At 60.1% G+C, this 20,151-nt stretch carries 17 protein-coding genes; 10 read left to right on the forward strand and 7 right to left on the reverse strand.

All coding sequences use genetic code 11. The annotated features are described in order from the left end of the window. Positions 1-18: 18 nt before the first annotated feature. From O9X91_RS13405 to O9X91_RS13445, 9 genes are all read left to right on the forward strand, one after another. Positions 19-1,854 (forward strand): feruloyl-CoA synthase, encoded by a 1,836-nt coding sequence (locus tag O9X91_RS13405; protein WP_269833244.1) that lies wholly within the window; start codon positions 19-21, stop codon positions 1,852-1,854. Next, positions 1,851-2,612 (forward strand): SDR family oxidoreductase, encoded by a 762-nt coding sequence (locus O9X91_RS13410; RefSeq protein ID WP_077982359.1) that lies wholly within the window; start codon positions 1,851-1,853, stop codon positions 2,610-2,612. The genes O9X91_RS13405 and O9X91_RS13410 overlap by 4 nt, the downstream gene beginning before the upstream one ends. 4 nt (positions 2,613-2,616) lie before the next feature. After that, complete coding sequence (locus tag O9X91_RS13415) at positions 2,617-4,209, forward strand: acyl-CoA dehydrogenase family protein (protein ID WP_269834314.1); 1,593 nt, start codon at positions 2,617-2,619, stop codon at positions 4,207-4,209. 67 nt (positions 4,210-4,276) lie between these two features. Next, positions 4,277-5,425, forward strand: a complete 1,149-nt coding sequence (locus O9X91_RS13420) for an ABC transporter substrate-binding protein (protein ID WP_269833243.1) — start codon at positions 4,277-4,279, stop codon at positions 5,423-5,425. A 150-nt stretch (positions 5,426-5,575) separates the two neighbouring features. After that, positions 5,576-6,610 carry a branched-chain amino acid ABC transporter permease gene (locus O9X91_RS13425; RefSeq protein ID WP_269833242.1) on the forward strand — a complete coding sequence of 345 codons (1,035 nt, stop codon included), beginning with the start codon at positions 5,576-5,578 and terminating at the stop codon, positions 6,608-6,610. Between the two features lies 1 nt (position 6,611). Further along, complete coding sequence (locus O9X91_RS13430; protein ID WP_269833241.1) at positions 6,612-8,384, forward strand: branched-chain amino acid ABC transporter ATP-binding protein/permease; 1,773 nt, start codon at positions 6,612-6,614, stop codon at positions 8,382-8,384. After that, positions 8,381-9,103: an ABC transporter ATP-binding protein gene (locus O9X91_RS13435; protein WP_077982363.1), complete on the forward strand. Its 723-nt coding sequence runs from the start codon at positions 8,381-8,383 to the stop codon at positions 9,101-9,103. The genes O9X91_RS13430 and O9X91_RS13435 overlap by 4 nt, the downstream gene beginning before the upstream one ends. 298 nt (positions 9,104-9,401) lie before the next feature. Then, on the forward strand, positions 9,402-10,124 hold the full coding sequence (gene lexA, locus O9X91_RS13440; RefSeq protein WP_077982364.1) for a transcriptional repressor LexA: 723 nt from the start codon (positions 9,402-9,404) through the stop codon (positions 10,122-10,124). Positions 10,125-10,377: 253 nt separating this feature from the next. Then, positions 10,378-11,055 (forward strand): glutathione S-transferase family protein, encoded by a 678-nt coding sequence (locus tag O9X91_RS13445; RefSeq protein ID WP_142912172.1) that lies wholly within the window; start codon positions 10,378-10,380, stop codon positions 11,053-11,055. A 19-nt stretch (positions 11,056-11,074) separates the two neighbouring features. Here the strand turns inward: O9X91_RS13445 and O9X91_RS13450 are convergent, their stop codons facing one another. Continuing rightward, entirely contained in the window at positions 11,075-13,504 is a 2,430-nt protein-coding gene (locus tag O9X91_RS13450; RefSeq protein ID WP_269834322.1) for a ComEC/Rec2 family competence protein, read from the reverse strand. Between the two features lie 307 nt (positions 13,505-13,811). Here O9X91_RS13450 and gltA point away from each other — a divergent pair, with 307 nt between their 5' ends. Next, positions 13,812-15,101, forward strand: coding sequence for a citrate synthase (gene gltA / locus O9X91_RS13455; RefSeq protein ID WP_003502585.1), 1,290 nt, complete (start codon positions 13,812-13,814; stop codon positions 15,099-15,101). Positions 15,102-15,178: 77 nt separating this feature from the next. Here gltA and O9X91_RS13460 read toward each other — a convergent pair whose 3' ends face one another. The 6 genes from O9X91_RS13460 to lpxB all read right to left on the reverse strand — a co-directional run bounded on the left by O9X91_RS13460 (position 15,179) and on the right by lpxB (position 20,147). Continuing rightward, positions 15,179-15,913 carry an amino acid ABC transporter ATP-binding protein gene (locus O9X91_RS13460; RefSeq protein WP_269823982.1) on the reverse strand — a complete coding sequence of 245 codons (735 nt, stop codon included), beginning with the start codon at positions 15,911-15,913 and terminating at the stop codon, positions 15,179-15,181. Beyond that, positions 15,891-16,550, reverse strand: a complete 660-nt coding sequence (locus O9X91_RS13465) for an amino acid ABC transporter permease (RefSeq protein WP_142912170.1) — start codon at positions 16,548-16,550, stop codon at positions 15,891-15,893. The genes O9X91_RS13460 and O9X91_RS13465 overlap by 23 nt, the downstream gene beginning before the upstream one ends. Beyond that, a complete protein-coding gene (locus tag O9X91_RS13470; protein WP_077982368.1) occupies positions 16,547-17,218 on the reverse strand; it encodes an amino acid ABC transporter permease in 672 nt (223 codons plus the stop codon). Before O9X91_RS13470 ends, O9X91_RS13465 begins: the two co-directional genes overlap by 4 nt. Before the next feature lie 80 nt (positions 17,219-17,298). Beyond that, complete coding sequence (locus tag O9X91_RS13475; protein WP_142912169.1) at positions 17,299-18,084, reverse strand: transporter substrate-binding domain-containing protein; 786 nt, start codon at positions 18,082-18,084, stop codon at positions 17,299-17,301. 6 nt (positions 18,085-18,090) lie between these two features. Further along, positions 18,091-18,801 (reverse strand): GntR family transcriptional regulator, encoded by a 711-nt coding sequence (locus O9X91_RS13480; RefSeq protein WP_077982370.1) that lies wholly within the window; start codon positions 18,799-18,801, stop codon positions 18,091-18,093. Positions 18,802-18,962: 161 nt separating this feature from the next. Further along, positions 18,963-20,147 carry a lipid-A-disaccharide synthase gene (lpxB, locus tag O9X91_RS13485; RefSeq protein ID WP_077982371.1) on the reverse strand — a complete coding sequence of 395 codons (1,185 nt, stop codon included), beginning with the start codon at positions 20,145-20,147 and terminating at the stop codon, positions 18,963-18,965. Positions 20,148-20,151 lie beyond the last annotated feature (4 nt).

Raw genomic sequence — 20,151 nt, forward strand, 5'->3', positions numbered from 1 at the left:
TGGGAGGAGGTCGTGACGATGAAGGTGAAGCTTTGGTCGCCCGATGTCGCATGGGAGAAGCGGCCGAACGGCGAGATCATGATCTGGCGGAACGATCCGCTTGGCCCCTACCCGCGCAAACTCAATGAGCGCCTCATTCACTGGGCGGTGACAACGCCTGATCGCACCTGGATGGCGGATCGACAGGGGCGTGAGCCGTGGCGCGAGGTCAGCTATGCGCAGGCCCTCGACAAGGTCCGCCGTATCGCCCAGTTCCTGCTCGACAAGGATCTCTCGGTCGAAAAGCCGCTTCTGGTGCTTTCGGAAAACTCCATCGAGCATGCGCTGATGGTGCTTGCGGCCCAGCATGTCGGCATTGCCTCGGCGGCGATCACCCCGGCCTATGCAACCTCGTCCGATCTCGGCAAGCTTCACGATATCCGCAGGCAGATCACACCCGGAATGTTTTTTGCCGAGGATGCGGCACCGTTCCACCGCGCGCTGCAAGAGGTGTTCGATGACGGCACGCCGCTCGTCGGCCTCAGCAATCTGCCGGAAGATCGTCCCAACACATTTCGGTTCGACGCGTTGCTCGAGACCGTACCCACGCAGACGGTGGATCACGCCTTCGATTCGGTCGGCCCGGATACCGTCGCCAAATTCCTTTTCACATCAGGCACCACCGGTTCGCCCAAAGCCGTCATCCAGACACAGCGGATGCTGTGCTCCAATCAGGAGATGATTGCCGACTGTTATGCCTATTTTCGCGATGAGCCGCCCGTGGTCGTTGACTGGGCGCCGTGGAACCATACGGCGGCCGGCAACAAGGTTTTCAACCTCGTCATCTATAATGGCGGCACCTATTACATCGACCGCGGCAAGCCGAGCCCTGCCCTGATCGGCCAGACCATCGATAATCTGCACGACGTTTCTCCTACCTGGTATTTCAACGTTCCCGCTGGCCACGAGATGCTGGTTCAGGCGATGCGTAAGGACGAGGCGCTGTGCCGCACCTTCTTTCGTGACCTGAAATTGCTGATGTATGCCGGCGCCGGCATGGCCCAGCACACCTGGGATGCGCTGATCGAGCTTTCGGTTGCGACGGTCGGCCATGCGGTTCCGATGGGTGCCGGCCTCGGCTCGACGGAAACCGCCCCCTTCTCGCTGTTCTGCACCGAACCGCAGGATGAACCCGGCAATATCGGCATCCCGGCGCAGGGCGTGACAATGAAGCTCGTCCCGGTCGATGATCGATATGAGCTGAGGCTGAAAGGCCCCAATATCACGCCGGGTTACTGGCGTAACGCCGAACTGACGGCAGCCGCTTTTGATAAGGAGGGCTTCTACCGCATCGGCGATACCGTGAAGTTCGCAGTTCCTGACGATCCGCGCCGGGGGTTTTATTTCGATGGCCGCATGGCCGAGAATTTCAAGCTACAGACAGGCACCTGGGTTGCGGTCGGGCCTTTGCGTGCTCAATTCGTCAACATGTTTTCGGGCCTCATCCGTGACGCCGTCATAACCGGCGAAAACCGCTCTGAACTGGGGGCGCTCGTCGTTCCCTTCATGCCGGCCTTGCGCGAGCTTGTTCCGGGCTCGCATCAGTTGTCCGATGCAGAGATCATCCAGCATCCCAATGTCAGGATCCAGATTGCCGCAAGGCTTTCCGCTCACCAGAAACAGGCAAGCGGTTCGGCAAGTCGCATCATGCGCCTTCTGGTCATCGAAGACCCGCTTCGCTTCGAAAAGGGTGAGGTGACCGACAAGGGGTCGATCAACCAGCGTGCCGTGCTTCTGCATCGCAGGGATTTGGTCGACGCACTCTACGGCGATACGCCCCAGGTCATCACGGTCAGCAAAGAGGTGGCAGCATGAACATCGAAGGCGCAGGCGCTCTTGTGACAGGCGCGGCATCGGGCCTTGGCGCGGCAGTGGCCAGAATGCTCGCGGCGCGCGGGGCTGCGGTCACCATCTTTGACCGTAACGGCGAAGCCGGCCAGAAACTGGCGACGGAAATCGGCGCTACGGCCGTTCAGGGCGATGTGGCAAGCGATGCCGATGCGCAGCTCGCGATCGACGCGGCAGCCTCCGCCAAGGGCGGGCTTCGCATTCTCGTCAATTGTGCGGGGGTGGGCACGGCCGGCCGCATTCTCGGGCGCGAAGGCCCTCAGACGCTTGGTGATTTCGAAAAGGTTATCCGCGTCAACCTGATCGGTACGTTCAATATGATGCGGCTTGCTGCCGCCCGTATGGCGCAGACCGAGCCGATGGACGGCGCAGACAACGGCGTGATCGTCAATACCGCCTCGGTTGCCGCCTTCGAAGGTCAGGTGGGACAGGCAGCCTATGCGGCATCGAAAGGCGGCATCGTTTCACTGGCCTTGCCCGCGGCGCGTGAACTTGCCCGCTTCCGCATTCGGGTCAACACCGTCGCGCCGGGCATTTTTATGACGCCCCTGCTTCAGGGTTTGCCACAGGAAGTTCAGGAAAGCCTTGCGAGCCAGATACCCCATCCGTCCCGGCTCGGCGATCCCGCCGAATTCGCCGACGCGGTCCGGTTTCTTATCGAAAACGATTACATGAACGGCGAAGTCATCCGTCTGGATGGCGCGATCCGCATGCAGCCGCGGTGATGCGATGAGTTTTTCAACGCAGGCGACAAGCACATTAGAGCTTCTGAAAGCAACGCCGGGCTGGCGTCGTATCCAGTCGATTCGCGGCGATTGTGACGATGCTCTCGTAGAGGCCGTTCTCGATGAAGCGGCGCGCTTTGCTGAAACCGTTCTTGCGCCGCTGAACACAGCGGCTGATCGTCAGGGCTGTACTGTCGTCGATGGCCGCGTTCTTGTTCCCGACGGTTTCGGTGATGCTTTCAGCCAGCATGCAGGCAATGGCTGGCTCGCCATGGACGTGCCGGAACGCTTCGGTGGCCAGGGCCTGCCGCTTTCGATCCAGACCGCCTGTGCACCGCTTTTCGAACGCGGCTGTGTGGCGTTGATGATGGCCTCCGGGTCTACCCGTGCGGCCTGCCATTTGATCGCCGAGGTGGCGGATTATGCCGTTGCGAAGGAATGGGTTCCGTATCTTGCACGCGGCGAATGGGCGGCGACCATCTGCATCTCCGAGCCGGATGCCGGTTCTGATCTCGCGCGGCTGCGCAGCCGCGCTGCCTTGAGAGACGGTGCGTGGCGCATCACCGGTTCGAAAATCTGGATATCTTTCGGCGATCACGACATGGCGACCCGTATCTGCCACTGTCTGCTTGCCCGTACAGGTGAGGAAACCGGGACACGCGGCCTCAGCCTGTTTCTTGTGCCCGATGAAATCGACGGGCAACGTAACGGCATCAGCGTTGACCGCATCGAGGAAAAGATGGGCCTGCACGGCTCGCCCACCTGCGCCCTGCGCTTTGAAGCTGCGCGCGGCATTTTACTCGGCGAGGAGGGACGCGGTCTTGCCCAGCTGTTTGCAATGATCGAGTTGATGCGCCTGCAAACGGGATGTCAGGGGCTGGGACTCGCCTCCGCCGCCATCGACATTGCGGAGACCTACGCGCAGGAGCGTCACCAGGGTGGCGATCCGGCAAAACCGGCCATCCCGATCGCACACCATCCCGATGTCCGCCGCCAGCTCGAAGAGGCACGGCTGCGCACGGAAACCCTGCGTGCTGCAACGCTCGAACTTGCCACCGTCATGGACCTCGCGCGCCTTGAGCCGGACGAGAATTTGCGCGACGATTTGCAGGCGCTGTCGCGCTGGCTCTTGCCGCTCGTCAAGAATTTCGGCGCGGATGCCGGCTTCACAGTCTCCAATCAGGCCATACAGATCTTGGGCGGGGCGGGTTACACGCGGGAATGGCCACTGGAGCAATATCTGCGCGATGCGCGCGTGATGACCATTTACGAAGGCACCACCGGCATGCAGGCCATCGACCTTCTGACCCGCCGGCTGTGGCGAGAAGGCGGAAAAGGCCTCGACGTTTTTCTGAAACGCGCCCGCGAGGATCTCGCCAATTGTCCGGCTGCAACAGCAAGAGCCGCGGAGGCAACGCTTAACGCGTTCGAGGCCGAGAGCCAGCGCACGGCCGCACTCGTGGATCAGCCTGAGGCGGGCCTCTGGCAGGCCAACGCCTATCTGAACGCCGCATGGGACGCTTTCGCCGCCTGGCTGGCTGTTCGGGTGGAGGCCGTTTCAGCGCTGCAGCAATCGACGGCGGGAGAAGCGGCCTGATCTCGACGATATATTGAAATGCATTTTCCGGGCGTTCGTGAACGTCCGCTCATTGGGAGGAGAGACAATGAAAAAGCGTATAATGACATGGGTGGCAACGGCTGTTGCCCTGACGATGACGGCAGGCTCGGCTTTCGCCGATATCACCGTTGGTGTGACCATACCCACGACCGGACCGGGCGCTGCGCTGGGTATACCGCTCAAACAGTCGATCGAATTGTGGCCGTCCGAAATCGACGGTGAAAAGCTGAAGGTCATCCTGCTCGACGATGCCGGTGATCCCTCGGTTGCAACCACCAATGCGCGTCGCTTTGCCAGTGACGACAAGGTGGATGTCATCGTCGGTTCTGCCCTCACGCCGGCCGCGATTGCTGTCGCAGGCGTGGCGAATGAGACGGAAGTGCCGCATTTCGCGCTCTCGCCAATTCCGCCAACGGCCGCGAAGAAATGGAACTTCGTCATGCCGCAGTTCTCAACCGTCCTGGTGAAGAGCATGTTCGCCCGCATGCAGAAGGACGGTATCAAACGTGTCGCCTTTATCGGTTTTGCCGATTCCTACGGCCAGCAGTGGGTCGATGCGCTGAAGACCACGGGTAAGGACTATGGTCTCGAACTGGTTGCGGAGGAGCGTTATGCCCGCGCCGACACCTCTGTTTCCGGCCAGGTACTGAAGTCGCTTGCCGCACGTCCGGATGCCGTCTTCATCGGCGCATCGGGCACGGGTGCTGCCCTGCCCCAGATCGGCGTGCGCGAACGCGGCTTCAAGGGCAAGATTTATGTCGTTTCGGGTGCAGTCACCTTCGATTTCCTGCGGATCGCCGGCAAGGCTGTTGAGAACACCGTGTTTTCCTCTGGCCCGGTCATGGTCGCGGAAGATCAACCGGATAGCTCGCCCACCAAGGAACAGGGCCTTGCCTATCTCAAGGCTCTCGAGGCCAAGTTCGGCGCAAACGCCCGAACCCAGTTCGGCTCGCATGTCTGGGATGTGATGGTGATTCTCAAGAAGGCCGTTCCGGTTGCGCTCAAGAAGGCAAAGCCCGGCACGCCCGAATTCCGCATGGCACTGCGCGATGCCATCGAAACAAACGGGCCGTATAACGCCACGCACGGTGTCTACGAATTCACGGCCGACGATCATTATGGCCTCGACCAGCGGGGCGTCGTGCTGCTGACGGCGAAAGACGGAAAGTTCGTACTGCTGCCCGACGATAAATAATCCGCGGGACTGGAAACACCGTCGGGGAGCCTGTCTCCCCGGCCTACCCCACGAGGGAAAACGCCGCGTGCCGTGGCGAAACCGGCCCCGGATCGCCTGCACTTGAACTATTCGTCACGCCTTACCGAGAGCCAAACCAAAGGGTGCATTTTGGACGCGACTATTGCCACATTCCTGATCCAGGACGGCGTCACCAATGGCGCGATCTACGCGCTGCTGGGGCTCGCTATCGTTCTGGTCTTCGCCGTCACCCGGGTGATCTTCATTCCGCAAGGTGAGTTTGTCGCCCATGGCGCGCTGACGCTGGCGCTGCTCGATGCCGGGCGCGTGCCTGGCACGCTGAAGCTGCTGTTGTGCATGGGCGCTGTGGCCCTCGTTCTCGACCTTTGGGGAATGCGGCGGGGCATGCGCCTTTCGCCGCTGCTGCGCGCGATGGCCATCAACCTTGCGCTCCCGGGTCTGATCTATGGGCTGGTCGCCATTCTGGCACCCATGCAGCTGCCATCGTTCCTGCGCGCTCTCATCACCATCGCCATCATCGCCCCGATGGGATATTACGTCTATCGTATCGCCTACCGACCGCTTGCCGACGCCTCCGTGCTTGTGCTTCTCATCGCTTCCGTTGGCGTGCATCTGGCGCTGATGGGCCTCGGGCTTGCTTTTTTTGGTCCGGAGGGGCTGCGTGCAGCGCCATTGAGCGATGCCGGTTTCACGCTTGGACCGATGCTCGTCAGCGCGCAAAGCATCTTCATCTATCTCGCGACGATCCTCGTGATGGTCGGCCTCTACTTCTTCTTCGAAAAGACGTTGCTTGGCAAGGCCCTGAAAGCGACGGCCATTAACCGGCTCGGCGCGCGACTTGTCGGTGTTCGAACGGAACTGACCGGTGTCACCGCCTTTGTGCTTGCCGCCGCAATCGCGGCCATATCAGGCGTGCTGATCGGTCCAATCACCACCATCTTCTACGACACGGGCTTCCTGATCGGCCTCAAGGGCTTCGTTGCTGCCATTCTCGGTGGCATGGCGAGCTTTCCCGTTACTGCCATTGCCGCGATCGGCGTCGGGCTGATTGAGGCCTTCGCGTCCTTCTTCGCCAGCGATTTCAAGGAAATCATCGTGTTCGGTCTCATCGTGCCGGTGCTGATCTGGCTTTCCTTCGGCGCCAGCCATCATGAGGAAGAGTGATATGACCCTCGGCAGACACCTTTATCCCGCCATTGCCGCGCTTCTTCTCGTCGCCGCCTTCCCGCTGCTGCCGGTTCCACCATTCTGGGTGACGCTCGCCAACAATATTGGGCTTGCATCTCTGGTCGCCATCGGGCTCGTGCTGTTGACCGGCGTTGGTGGCATGACCTCCTTCGGCCAGGCGGCCTTTTGCGGTTTCGGCGCCTATACGACGGCGGTTCTGACCACGGCCTACGGCTTTTCACCCTGGCTCACGCTACCGCTGTCTCTCGTTGTCGGCGTCATCGTGGCCCTGCCGCTAGGGCTGATGACAGTCAGGCTTTCCGGACACTACCTGCCGCTCGGCACCATCGCCTGGGGGCTTGCGATCTATTACCTTTTCGGTCGCATCGAGCTCCTCGGCCGGTATGACGGGATCTCCGGCATTCCACCACTCTCGGTCGGCAACGAACCGCTGATGAGCAGCAGCTCGATCTATTACGTGATCTGGATATTCGTCGTTGCCGTGGCGATCGGCGCGCAGAACCTGCTCGACAGCCGTGTCGGGCGCGGCATTCGCGCCCTGCGTGGCGGCTCGCAGGCAGCGGAGGCGTTCGGCGTGAATATCGAGCGGGCCAAACTGACCGTCTTCGTCTTCGCAGCCGTTGTAGCAGCGCTGTCCGGCTGGCTTTACGCCCATATGCAGCGGTCGATAAACCCGACGCCTTTCGGGCTCGACATGGGCATCACCTATATGCTGATGGCCGTCGTCGGTGGTTCGGGCCGGGTTGTGGGCGCCATCTTCGGCGCAGCCGTGGTGCTGGTGTTGAAAGAGGTGCTGCAACGGGTCCTGCCCGGCCTTGTCGGCACCTCGGTGAATGTAGAAATGATCGTGTTCGGCGTGCTGCTCGTCCTGATCCTGCAGCTCTCCCGAGACGGTCTTTGGCCACTTCTGGAAAAATACCTGCCTGCCCGGCCGCCGCGCGCCATCCGCCGCGACGGCGCCAGTCTTGAAACGCGGGACATGCCTGCGCCCGGCAGTCCGCTGGTCGGGGTCGATCGGGTGCGGAAGACATTTGGCGGACTGACGGCGGTCAACGATGTCAGCTTCGATATCAAGGCCGGGCAGATCGTCGGCCTGATCGGCCCGAACGGCGCCGGCAAGAGCACGACTTTCAATCTCATCACCGGCATCCTCGGCCTTTCCGGCGGCAACGTCACCTATCAGGGACAGAAGCTCTCAGGCCTCAATCCCCGGCTGATCGCCAAACGCGGCATCGCCAGAACCTTTCAGCATGCCAAGGTCCTTCCAACCATGTCGGTGCTCGAAAATGTCGCTCTCGGCGCGCATCTGCGTGGCAATGCCGGCGTTTTCCGGAGCTTCTTACGGCTGGAGCGAAAACAGGAGCGGGCGCTGCTTGCCGAAGCCGCCCATCAGCTCGATCGCGTCGGTCTCGGTGCTCATCGCGACCGTCCCGCCGGCGACCTCGCTCTCGGGCAGATCCGAATTCTGGAAATTGCCCGCGCGCTCTGCCTCAACCCGACGCTTCTGCTGCTCGACGAACCGGCGGCCGGTCTGCGCCACGGCGAAAAGCAGGAGCTCGCCACACTGCTGAAAAAACTGCGGGCCGAGGGCGTGAGCGTGCTGCTCGTCGAGCATGACATGGGTTTCGTCATGGGGCTGGTCGATCACATCGTCGTCCTCGATTTTGGCACCCTGATCGCCGAAGGCAAGCCGGCTGAAATCAGGCAACATCCAGCCGTGATCGCGGCTTATCTTGGGGGTGCAGCGTGAGCGGACATCTACTCGACATCAAAGACATCCACGTTGCCTATGGCCGGGCGGAGGTGGTGCATGGCATCTCGCTTTCCATGACGTCCGGCAGCATCGTCACGGTCATCGGCGCAAACGGGGCGGGCAAGACCACGCTGCTCAACGCCATCATGGGCGTCGTGCCTTCGCGCGGGACCATTCTTTACGACGGCGCGCCAGTGCCCGATACCATCGAGGCCCGGGTTGCCGCTGGCCTTTGCCTTGTGCCGGAAAGGCGCGAATTGTTCGGGTCGATGACCGTCGAGGATAATATCGAGCTCGGCGGATTCCTGCGCTCACGCCAGGAGCGCAACGAAACCCGTGAGGAAATACACGCACTCTTTCCACGCCTTCGCGAGCGCAGCAAGCAGCTTGCCGGAACGCTTTCCGGCGGCGAAAGGCAGATGCTGGCGCTCGCCCGGGCACTAATGAGCCGGCCGAGGCTTTTGCTGCTGGATGAGCCTAGTCTCGGGCTTGCGCCGTTGATCGTCGCCGAAATCCTGCGCATCGTTGCCGAACTGCGTCGTACCGGTGTCTCCATCCTGCTCGTCGAACAGAACGCCCGCGCCGCGCTTGAAATCGCCGACGAGGCCTACCTCGTCGAACTCGGCGAGGTCCGCCGCTCAGGCCCGGCCGCCGAACTCGCCGTCGATCCGGCACTGATGGCGAGCTATCTCGGACCGGGCGAACACGCCCTCTAAGAAAATCCTCGTAACGGATATGAGCGATTTGCCGTCTTAGACGGACGGATCGTCGTACCGGATGCCTGAAACACAGAGCTGCCTTCAATTGCCCACTTCAGACAGCAGTTCCTCCGATTATCAAAATAGTCACCAACCCTACCGGCTCTCGGCAGTTCACGCTTTCGAATATCAAATCACGATCTGAGATGCACCCTTCACGAAATTTTAGGGGATTGCGGAACACATATGGAACATATAGTGTTCGTTCTGTATTTGTTTCGCGACTTCAACGACGATTCTCAAGGGTGTTTTCCTCATGCTCACGCGCAAACAGCAGGAATTGCTTCTCTTCATTCATGAAAGAATGAAAGAGTCCGGCGTGCCGCCCTCCTTCGATGAAATGAAGGACGCACTCGATCTTGCTTCCAAATCCGGCATTCACCGGCTGATTACCGCACTCGAAGAGCGCGGGTTTATTCGCCGGCTACCCAACAGGGCGCGAGCGCTGGAAGTGATAAAATTACCTGAGGCCTATACGCCGGGCGCAAGGCCGCAGCGTGGTTTCTCACCGAGCGTCATCGAAGGCAGCCTGGGCAAGCCGAAGGCGCCGGAGCCGGCCGCGACCCCCAAGGCGCCTGCCAATGATCTCGGCGGTGCCGTCACCGTGCCGGTCATGGGCCGCATCGCCGCCGGTGTGCCGATTTCCGCCATCCAGAACAACACCCATGATGTGGCTGTGCCAGTGGATATGCTGGGTTCGGGCGAACATTACGCTCTGGAGGTCAAGGGTGATTCGATGATCGAGGCCGGCATTTTTGATGGCGATACCGTCATCATCCGCAACGGCAATACGGCCAATCCGGGTGATATCATCGTCGCGCTGGTGGATGATGAAGAAGCGACCCTGAAGCGTTTCCGCCGCAAGGGAGCCTCCATCGCGCTGGAAGCTGCAAACCCGGCCTATGAGACCCGAATTTTCGGGCCTGATCGGGTGAAGATACAGGGCAAGCTGGTTGGGTTGATCCGCAGATATCATTGATGCCGCCGCCGGTTTGGATAAGCCGAAACAGTTAAACGGCGGCATATCTGGCCTGCAAGATGAAGGGCGCGTCATTTCGTTGAATTGATGCGCCTTTTCTTTTTTAAGTGGCAAACGCGCTCGTCGTTGCGAAAATGCGGTTGTGCACGATGGCCCATCCATCAATTGGCGTTATGGGAGCCATGGATTCTTTGCGATATTCCAAGACCATTCGCAGATATAGAAATGCGCATCCTATCGGGGGAAAAACGCCATGTACGATCTTTATATTGCCAACAAGAACTATTCCTCATGGTCGCTGCGGCCCTGGGTTTTGATGCGCACGCTCGGCATCGCCTTTGATGAAAAACTCGTTCCCTTTGGCGAAGGTGTTGCCTTCTCCAGCTTTTCGCCGACGGGCAAGGTGCCGTGCCTTGTTGATGAGGGCGTGACGGTTTGGGAATCGCTGTCGATTGCCGAATATCTGGCCGAGAGACATCAGGGTGTCTGGGCAAGTGACAAGCAGGCACGGGCCTGGTCACGCTCGGCGGCAAGTGAAATGCATGCGGGCTTCTCTTCGCTGCGCAATCTCTATCCCATGTCGGTCGGTATCCGCGTAAAACCGAAGGGCGGCGATGCCGGGCTTGCGGCCGACATAAAACGCATTGATGCGCTGTGGAGCGAAGGCCTCGCAAAATTCGGCGGACCGTTTCTCGCCGGTCAAAAATTCACGGCGGTCGATGCCTTCTTCTGCCCGGTGGCGTTCCGTTTCCAGACCTATGGCGCCGATCTTTCGCCAGCGGCGAAGGCCTATTGTGACAGGCTGCTTGCCCTGCCCGCCATGCGCGAATGGTATGAGGCCGGACTGAAGGAAATCTGGCGCGATCTGCCGCATGAAGAAGAGATCGGCAGCATTGGCGAATTGACCGCGGATCTGCGCGCCAAGGCCTGACAAAACATGCTGACGGCACTCACTGCGATGCCGTCAGCACCTGAGTGACGGCTTCTGGCACATCACGGTCAAAGCGGCCACTCTTCCAGTCGTAATAGCGATGTTCGCTCCACGGCCTGTCGGTGCTGGCGGTTGCCGCGCGCATCCGCCCCACCACCCCCGCCTGTTCGCTGCCGGCGAAATTTATCTCTACCGAGCCGATGCGTCTTAATGTGTCGCGATTGAGCAGCAGGGCGCCCGAGCGGCATTGCGCAAACGAGGTTCTGCGGGAGACGATGACGATATCGGCGATATCACAGGCTTTTCCTGCAAACCGGCCGTCTTCCAGAACTATGATAAATTCGCCGCTTCCCGCGCGCGCCGCACACCAGATGCCTGTTCTGCAGGTGAAGACACCGGGTGCGGCATCTCTCAGCGTCGTTATCATCTCCCGCGCCACGGCCTTCATGTCCTCCGGCGCCAGCTTGGATTTGGTGGTGAGAGCAACGGTTGTTGTCGGAGCCCCCATCTTGAGAAGGACCGGTGGGAGCGGTTTGTCAGGCAACAGCAGCGCCCTCTGCCATTGCTCATAGATGAAGCCCTGCGGCCGCGTTTTTGTGGTGTAGACCCTGCCCTCGTCCAGAAGCGCCACCAGCTTGCCTTCCTCATGGACAAGCAGATCAGGCAGACCGCGTTGGGCGACGGCTCCAGAGAGGCCGAAGGCCAATATCAGAGGTGGCAAACCGAGTAGCGCCAAACGGGTGCGCAGCAATGTCAGCAGCAGAAAACCCACAGAGGCAATGCCGATGAAAGCGCCATGCGGTCTCCCGGTCGCCGCGCTGCCACCCCAGGACGCCACCTCGTCCGCAACCTCGATAACGAGCGCCATGCCGTAACCCATGACCTTCAGGAACGGCGCATCGAGCCCGAAGGGCATCAACAGCATGGCGATGAGGCCGAAGGGCATGACGACCAGCGACATCAGCGGCATGGCTGCCAGATTGGCGAAAAGTCCATAGGTGGTGACACGCTGGAAATGCTCGGCGGAATAGATCGCCGTCGAAAGCCCGCCGATCAGCGATGTGGTGACAACACCGCCGATGACGGCGCCTGCCGTTCCCGCCACCGTCATCCACGCCGGTTTGCGGCCTGTGAACAGACGCTCCCGGTCGCCGCGCCAGCGGCTCCAGGCGGCATAAGCGGCAACAAGCGCGATTGTCGCGGCAAAGGACATCTGGAAGCTCGGCCCCATGATTTCCGAAGGAGAGAGAACAAGGATGACCAGAGCGGACAGCGCAACATTCCTGAGGCTAAGCGACGGCTGATCGAACAGCACCGCGATCAGCATCACCGACATCATCAGCCAGGCGCGTTCGGCAGAGACGGCAAAACCTGATATCAGGTAATAGGCGAGCGTCATCAGCAGCGCCGCAAAAGCGGATATTTTCTTCACCGGCCAGCGCTGGGCAAAGGCCGGAAACAGGCTGAAGGCAAGCCTCAGCCCCACGAAGAATATGCCTGATGCCAACGCCATGTTGAGCCCGGATATGGCAACGATATGGGCAAGGCCGGAAAGCCGCAGGGCTTCCATTGTTTCCGCCGATATGGCCTGTCTCTCATCGGTGACGATAGAGGCGGCAAACGCACCGGCGTCGCCGCCAATGGTGCTGCGGATGCGCTCGGCAATGGCGGTGCGCAGGCCGTAGAGCCGCATATCGGCCCATTCCAGCCAATCATCCTTTGCGTCGATATCAGGGGCAGTGATCGTCTGCGGCGGCTTGTAAAAAAAGCCGGTCGCGCCTATGCCCCTGAAATAGGACGCGAAGGCGAAATCGTTGAGACCGGGCAAAGCCGGACCGGATGGCGGCGAAAGCCGCGCCTTGCCGCGAATTGTCGCACCGAGTGCCACCGGCTTTCCGCCGCCGCGGGCCAGCAGCGAAACCTTTCCAGGCAGGCGTGACAACGCCGGCGCTTCTGTCGCAGCCAGCTGCACCACATAACGCCAATCGCCGCGGGCATCGACCTCTCGGCGCATCACCGTGCCGGTAATAGTGGTGGTAACGGGCGTATCCAGCACCACCGTCCCTGCCCTCCGCGTTTCAAATTCGGCGAAAAGCATGCCCAGCAACAGCAGTGCGACGAGGCTGCACGCCGTGGCCACCAGAGTCGCGTGATATCGGGTGGCGAATGCCAGGCCGGCGGCGAGGAAAAATAGAACAACAAGAAGCGGCAATGAGGGTGCTGCATCAAGGGAAAACCAGAGGATCGCCCCACAGCCGATGAAGACCGGCACGAAAAGAAAATCATGACCGAATGCACGTTCCTCGGCGAGGCAGGTGGTGATTTTCTGGAGAATGGCAGTTTGCGTTTGCGGCTTGTCGGCAAGGGCCGGCAGACCATATGTCGCCAGATCGCCGGTACGGCGCTGCGGAGACAGCATCTCCGTCGTGCGGGGCAATCCGCCCTGCATCGTTTCGGCATATCCGAAATGCTGTTTTTCCCCTTGATCAAGCAATCTGCGCCGCGCCCCTGCCGCACCGGAAACAGGTTTGCAGGTGGACGCGCGGGATTGCAATGCTTTCCTTTAACCCTGCGTTGACCGAGATTGAGTTGCCATGATCGATAAAGCGAAAAGCAACGCAATTGCGTTTGCCGCAATGCACAATTTGACCTTTGGATAGCTTGGCATCTGCGCAAGGATCATATAGCTAATCGGTAGACGCTTAACCGCGGGGTGTGTCTCAACGCCCCCACCCGCATGTTTTCGGAGGATCAGTATGACGGAAAAAAGCGCTACAGTGACACTTGGCGAAAAGCAGGTGGAACTCCCGGTCAGGGAGGGCACGATTGGACCAAGCGTCGTCGATATCGCCACGCTCTACAAGCACACGGGCTCCTTCACCTACGACCCGGGTTTCACGTCGACGGCCTCCTGCGAATCCAAGATCACCTATATCGACGGTGACGAGGGCGTTCTCCTGCACCGTGGTTTCCCCATCGAGCAGCTCGCCGAACAGGGCGACTTCCTGGAAACCTGCTATCTGCTGCTCTACGGTGAGCTGCCAACGGCTGCGCAGAAGAAGGACTTCGACACCCGCGTCACGCGCCACACCATGGTGCATGAGCAGATGAGCCGCTTCTTCACCGGCTATCGTCGCGATGCGCATCCGATGGCCGTCATGTGCGGCACGGTCGGCGCTCTCTCGGCCTTCTACCACGACTCGACCGACATCACCGATCCGCACCAGCGCATGGTCGCTTCGCTGCGCATGATCGCGAAGATGCCGACGATTGCAGCCATGGCCTACAAGTACCATATCGGCCAGCCCTTCGTTTATCCGAAGAACGATCTGGATTACGCCTCCAACTTCCTGCACATGTGTTTTGCCGTGCCTTGCGAGGACTATAAGGTGGATCCGGTTCTGGCCCGCGCCATGGATCGCATCTTCATCCTGCATGCCGATCACGAGCAGAACGCCTCCACCTCCACGGTGCGTCTTGCCGGTTCGTCGGGTGCAAATCCGTTCGCCTGTATCGCGGCTGGTATCGCCTGCCTCTGGGGCCCGGCTCACGGCGGCGCCAACGAAGCGGCGCTCAACATGCTCAACGAAATCGGCACGGTTGACCGTATTCCGGAATATATCGCCCGCGCCAAGGACAAGAACGATCCGTTCCGCCTGATGGGCTTTGGCCACCGCGTCTACAAGAACTACGACCCGCGCGCCAAGATCATGCAGAAGACGATGTACGAAGTGCTGGAAGCCACCGGCAATTCCGACGATCCTATCATGCAGGTCGCGCTGGAACTGGAAAAGATCGCCCTTTCCGACCCCTACTTCGTCGAAAAGAAGCTTTACCCGAATGTCGACTTCTATTCCGGCATCACGCTGAAGGCGCTGGGCTTCCCCACGACCATGTTTACCGTTCTTTTCGCTCTTGCCCGCACCGTCGGCTGGATCGCACAGTGGAACGAGATGATCGAAGATCCGCAGCAGCGTATCGGCCGTCCGCGCCAGCTCTATACGGGCGCCGGCAAGCGCGACTACGTCCCGGTTTCCAAGCGCTAAGCCGCGAAACCCTGTAAAATCAAAGGCCGGCAGGTTTTCACCCGCCGGCCTTTTTTTGTTGTTGGTCCTGATGGTTCTCAGTGGCGCGCCGCAACGCCCAGAAACTGCTTGAGCTCGGGTGTGGAGGGATTAGAGAACACCTCCTCCGGTGGGCCGATTTCATGCACCCTGCCCTCATGCATGAAAACGACGCGTGAGCAGACGTCGCGCGCAAACTTCATCTCATGCGTCACCATCAGCAGCGTCATGCCTTCGCCGGCGAGTTCCCGCACCACCGCCAGCACCTCCGAGACCAGCTCGGGATCGAGCGCCGAGGTGATCTCGTCGCAAAGAAGTGCAATGGGCTGCATCGCGAGTGCGCGGGCAATGGCGACGCGCTGCTGCTGGCCACCGGATAATTCGTCCGGATAGGCGTCGAACTTATGCGCCAGCCCCACCCGCTCAAGCATCTTGCGGGCAACAGCTTCCGCGTCCGGCTTCGGTGTCTTCTTCACCACGGTCTGAGACAGCATGACGTTGCCGCCAACCGTCTGGTGCGGGAAGAGGTTGAACTGCTGGAAGATCATGCCGACCTTCAGCCGCAGGGCTTTCAGATGCAGATCATCGTCGAGAAGCTGCGCGCCGGCAACCGATATGGAACCGGCAGAAATCGTCTCCAGCCCGTTGATGCAGCGAAGCAGCGTCGATTTTCCCGATCCGCTCTTGCCGATGATGGCGATGACCTCACCGGGCTCCACATCGAGATTGATGCCCTTCAGAACCTCGTTGCTGCCATAGCTTTTACGGACTTCAGTGATTTCGATGAGCGACATTGAGCTTCCTTTCGAGGATCTGGCTGCTCTTCGACAGAGGCCAGCACAGCGCGAAATAGATGAGGGCGACGAGGCCATAAACGGTGAAGGGCTGGAAGGTGGCGTTGGTGACGACCGTGCCGGCCTTGGACAGTTCTACGAAGCCGATGATTGAGGTCACCGCCGTTCCCTTGATGACCTGCACGAAGAAACCAACGGTTGGCGGAATGGCGACCCGCATGGCCTGCGGCAGGATGACGTAGCGCATCTGTTGCAGGCGTCCCATGGCAAGGCTTGCCGACGCTTCCCATTGGCCTTTCGCAACGGATTCGACGCATCCACGCCAGATTTCGGTGAGAAAGGCGGCCGCCCAGAGGATCAGCGTCAAGCCCGCCGCCAACCAGGCCGGCACATCGATGCCGACCAGGCCGAGGCCGAAAAAGGCGATGAAAAGCTGCATCAAAAGCGGCGTTCCCTGGAAAAGCTCGACATAATAGCGTGCGAAAGCCCGCATCGATTTTTTGCGGGAAATGCGCATGAACAGCAGAAGCAGCGCCACCAGACCACCGCCGGCAAAGGAGACGAGCGACAGCAGAACGGTCCAGCGCGTGGCGAGCAGCAGGTTTCTGAGAATATCCCAGGTGGAGAATTCAATCATCGGACACTCCTGCGGGGAAAGATGAGGTTGCCGCCCATGACAAGCACCTGCCTCAACAGAATGGCCAGCACGAGATAAATGACGGTGGAGACCATGTAGGCTTCAAAGGCGCGGAAGGTGCGCGACTGAATGAAGTTGGCCGCAAAAGTCAGGTCCTCGGCGGCGATCTGCGACACGACCGACGAGCCGAGCATGACGATTACCACCTGCGAAGATAGCGCTGGCCAGATGCGTTGCAGTGAGGGCACCAGCACCACATGCCGGAAGGTTTCGAAACGGGTCATGGCAAGGCTTGCCCCGGCCTCGAACTGGCCCTTGGGCGTCGCCTGAATGCCGGCACGGATGATCTCGCAGCTATAGGCTCCGAGATTGACCACCATGGCGATATTGGCCGCGCTCAATTCCGACAGTTGCAGGCCAAGCGACGGCAGGCCGAAGAAGATAAAAAACAATTGTATGAGAAATGGCGTATTGCGAATGAGCTCTACATAGGTCGCAACCGGCGGCCTCAGCCATTTGGGGCCAAGCGCGCGTACCCAGGCGCAGAATATGCCGAGCGCAATGCCAAGAACGCCGCCGACGGCGATCAATTCCAGCGTGATGGCAATGCCCTTGGCGATCTGCGGGTAATAATCGAGAAGCCATCCAAAATCGAATGTGTATTTCACCCGATATTTCCTTTCGGGGAGGACAAACCATGCGCCGGGCCGCGATCAGACACGGCCGGCGCATGGATTTGCCAGGTTGGTCAGAGATCCTTCGGAAGATCGGTTTTCAGCCATTTCTGCGCGATCGTGTTCAGCGAACCATCGGTCTTTGCGGTGGCGATAATGGCATTGACCTTTTCAAGAAGGGCCGGCTGTTCCTTGTTCAGGCCGATATAGCAGGGGGAATTCTTGATCAGGAACTTCAGTTCGGGGCGCTTAGGCGGATTCTTCGCAAGAATCGCGGCGGCGACGACATTGCCGGTGGCCACGGCTTCCACCTGGCCCGCGAGGAAGGCGGAGATCGTGCCGTTATTGTCCTCATAACGCTTGATGGTGGTGTCGGCCGGCGCAACCTTGGTCAGCTCCAGATCCTCGACCGCGCCACGGGTGACGCCAACGGTCTTACCGGCCAAATCTTCCGCCTTGGTGACGGCAACCGAATCCGGTGCAAAGACGCCGTTGAAGAAGGGCGCATAGGCGGTCGAGAAGTCGATGACCTTTTCACGGTCCGGGTTCTTGCCGAGGCTCGAGATGACGAGATCGACCTTGTTGGTCTGAAGATAGGGAACGCGGTTGGCACTTGTCACCGGCACGAGTTCAACCTTCACGCCGAGCTTCTCGCCGATCAGATTGGCGACATCAATATCGTAACCCTGCGGCGCCATATCCGTGCCGACGCTGCCGAATGGCGGGAAATCCTGTGGAACCGCAACGCGGATCGTGCCGCGGGACGTGATATCACCGAGCGCATCGGCAAAGGCTGCCGGCGAAAAACCGAGTGTTGCGGAAATTGCGGCGATGGCAAGCAATGAACGTCTGGAAAACATTGGGAATTACTCCTTGAGGCTTGAGGAAAGGGGCTGCATTGAAAGGGAATTGCGAAGCTCGTAGAGCGGGTCCGGCCTGCGGGTGAGATCGAGACCCGTTTCAACTTCGTCGAGATGGCGGATGGCGAGTTCGGCGGCGCCATGGAAATCGGCCGCCTTGATCGCTTCGAAGATACGGCAATGTCCGTCGTGCGACTGCTGCGCATGGAAATCGGACTGGTAGAGCATGGAGATGAGGATGGTTCTGGCGGTCAGGTCGCGCAGCGTTTCGACGATGATATCGTTTCCGGCGATTTCGGCGATACGGATGTGAAAATCACCCATTAGGCAGGTCAGGCGCTGGCGATCGCCCTTGGCAATTGCCGCCTTCTCCTCATCGAGATGATTGGCGAGGATTGCGATGCCTTGCGCGCTGACGCCGGAAAGATTGCGCAACAGTCCGTATTCTATGATTCGCCGCGCCTCATAGACCTTGATGGATTCTTCGGCAGAAGGCTCCACCACGAACCAGCCGCGGCGCGGACTGACTGTGACGATGCCACGCGTCTCCAGCCGCATCATCGCCTCGCGGATGCGCGTGCGTGACACGCCGAAAAGGCTGGCGAGCTGGTTCTCGCTGAGGCGGGTGCCCGGGCGGATGCGCGCGGAAAGAATGCCGGAGATGATGGCGTCTTCCACCGCGCTCTGGGCGCTTTCTGATGTATGGCTATCTTGCATACAAGATTGAAAGCAAGAGGTGTGCCAGATGGAAATTTATGGGCCGGGAGACCTCCGGTGGTCAGCCGTTTGCCGTCCTAACGATCAAATGCAGTAAAATCGCCCCCTCTCCTGCCTGCATCGGCGGCAGGACATCAACCGGTGGAGCGAGAGGGCTATGATTATTGTGAGGGACGAGTTTTGCTCTTCAGGACATCCAGAAGAATGCGCGCGCCGGTTTCCCCCGGCGGCACATCCGTGTGCAAGCGTTGCTGTACAAGTGCATAACCTTCGAGCATCGCCTGCCGCTCGGTGGTGTCGGAAGACAGACGCTCTGCCCAGCGCAGCATCGAACCTGCCCTTACCACCTCGTTGAAATATTCCGGCACGACGGCGTAATCGGCAATCAGGTTCGGCAGCGCGCCCGTCCACGTCTTGACACGCTTGCTCAGCATGGTGAAAATCCAGTCGGTCTTGTAGACCGAGATGGTCGGCACGCCCGCGAGCGCGAGTTCCAGAATGACCGTGCCGGAAGCGGCTATGGCCGCATCGGCTTCAGCAAACGCATTCCATTTGAAGGCGGAATCGATACCGATTTCGGGCCTGATATCCTCCGGCCACGACGCTGCCAGTTCGCGAATGCGTTTTTCCTGACGCGGTACAGTGGGCAACAGGAACCGCGTCGGACCGTTGCGCTCGACAAAAGCTCTCGCCGCCGCCTGAAACGGCTCCATCAGCCGCGTCGTTTCAGTGGAACGAGACCCTGGCAGGAGAAGAATGGCCTTCGGTTCGCCATCCGCCGGCAGAGAGCGTTCCGCTCGCTTCTGTCGCACTGACAGCACATCGGGGTCGACGCTCAGTCGATGACCGACAAAACTTGTCGGCGGGCCGCCGAGACGGCGCATTGCTTCCGGCTCGAAGGGCAGAAGAGCCAGCACATGATCGACATAGGATAGCATCGCGGTGGCGCGATATTCCTTCCAGGCCCAGACACTGGGGCAGACGTAATTGACGACCGGCAGATGCGGTAATTGTTTGCGGACTTTTTTCGCAACGCGATGGGTGAAATCCGGGCTGTCGATGATCAGCAGAATATCGGGCTTTGCGGCAGCGATTGCCTGAGCGGTCTGGTTGATCCGCGCAATGAGCTTCGGCAGTTTTTTCAGAACCTGCGTGAAGCCCATGATGGAGAGCTCGGAATAGTCGAACAGGGAAACCAGTCCCTGCGCTTCCAGCGTTTCGCCGCCCACACCCACCAGCTCGACAGGCCCCGCATATTGGGCCTTGAGCGAGCGAATCAGATCCGCGCCTAAAAGATCGCCGGATACCTCCCCGGCTATGACCGCCACTTTTAATGCCGCCGTCATCCGA

The organism is Agrobacterium salinitolerans (assembly GCF_027498475.1).
GTDB classification, from domain to species: Bacteria; Pseudomonadota; Alphaproteobacteria; order Rhizobiales; family Rhizobiaceae; genus Agrobacterium; species Agrobacterium salinitolerans.

Bases quoted from the DNA above. Each gene is read 5' to 3' on its own strand.
- O9X91_RS13405 (WP_269833244.1), top strand. From the start codon at position 19: ATGAAGGTGAAGCTTTGGTCGCCCGATGTCGCATGGGAGAAGCGGCCG.
- O9X91_RS13445 (WP_142912172.1), top strand. From the start codon at position 10,378: ATGTACGATCTTTATATTGCCAACAAGAACTATTCCTCATGGTCGCTG.
- O9X91_RS13410 (WP_077982359.1), top strand. From the start codon at position 1,851: ATGAACATCGAAGGCGCAGGCGCTCTTGTGACAGGCGCGGCATCGGGC.
- O9X91_RS13430 (WP_269833241.1), top strand. From the start codon at position 6,612: ATGACCCTCGGCAGACACCTTTATCCCGCCATTGCCGCGCTTCTTCTC.
- gltA (WP_003502585.1), top strand. From the start codon at position 13,812: ATGACGGAAAAAAGCGCTACAGTGACACTTGGCGAAAAGCAGGTGGAA.
- O9X91_RS13475 (WP_142912169.1), bottom strand. From the start codon at position 18,084: ATGTTTTCCAGACGTTCATTGCTTGCCATCGCCGCAATTTCCGCAACA.
- O9X91_RS13460 (WP_269823982.1), bottom strand. From the start codon at position 15,913: ATGTCGCTCATCGAAATCACTGAAGTCCGTAAAAGCTATGGCAGCAAC.
- O9X91_RS13450 (WP_269834322.1), bottom strand. From the start codon at position 13,504: ATGCAGGGCGGATTGCCCCGCACGACGGAGATGCTGTCTCCGCAGCGC.
- O9X91_RS13480 (WP_077982370.1), bottom strand. From the start codon at position 18,801: ATGCAAGATAGCCATACATCAGAAAGCGCCCAGAGCGCGGTGGAAGAC.
- lexA (WP_077982364.1), top strand. From the start codon at position 9,402: ATGCTCACGCGCAAACAGCAGGAATTGCTTCTCTTCATTCATGAAAGA.
- O9X91_RS13420 (WP_269833243.1), top strand. From the start codon at position 4,277: ATGAAAAAGCGTATAATGACATGGGTGGCAACGGCTGTTGCCCTGACG.
- O9X91_RS13465 (WP_142912170.1), bottom strand. From the start codon at position 16,550: ATGATTGAATTCTCCACCTGGGATATTCTCAGAAACCTGCTGCTCGCC.
- lpxB (WP_077982371.1), bottom strand. From the start codon at position 20,147: ATGACGGCGGCATTAAAAGTGGCGGTCATAGCCGGGGAGGTATCCGGC.
- O9X91_RS13415 (WP_269834314.1), top strand. From the start codon at position 2,617: ATGAGTTTTTCAACGCAGGCGACAAGCACATTAGAGCTTCTGAAAGCA.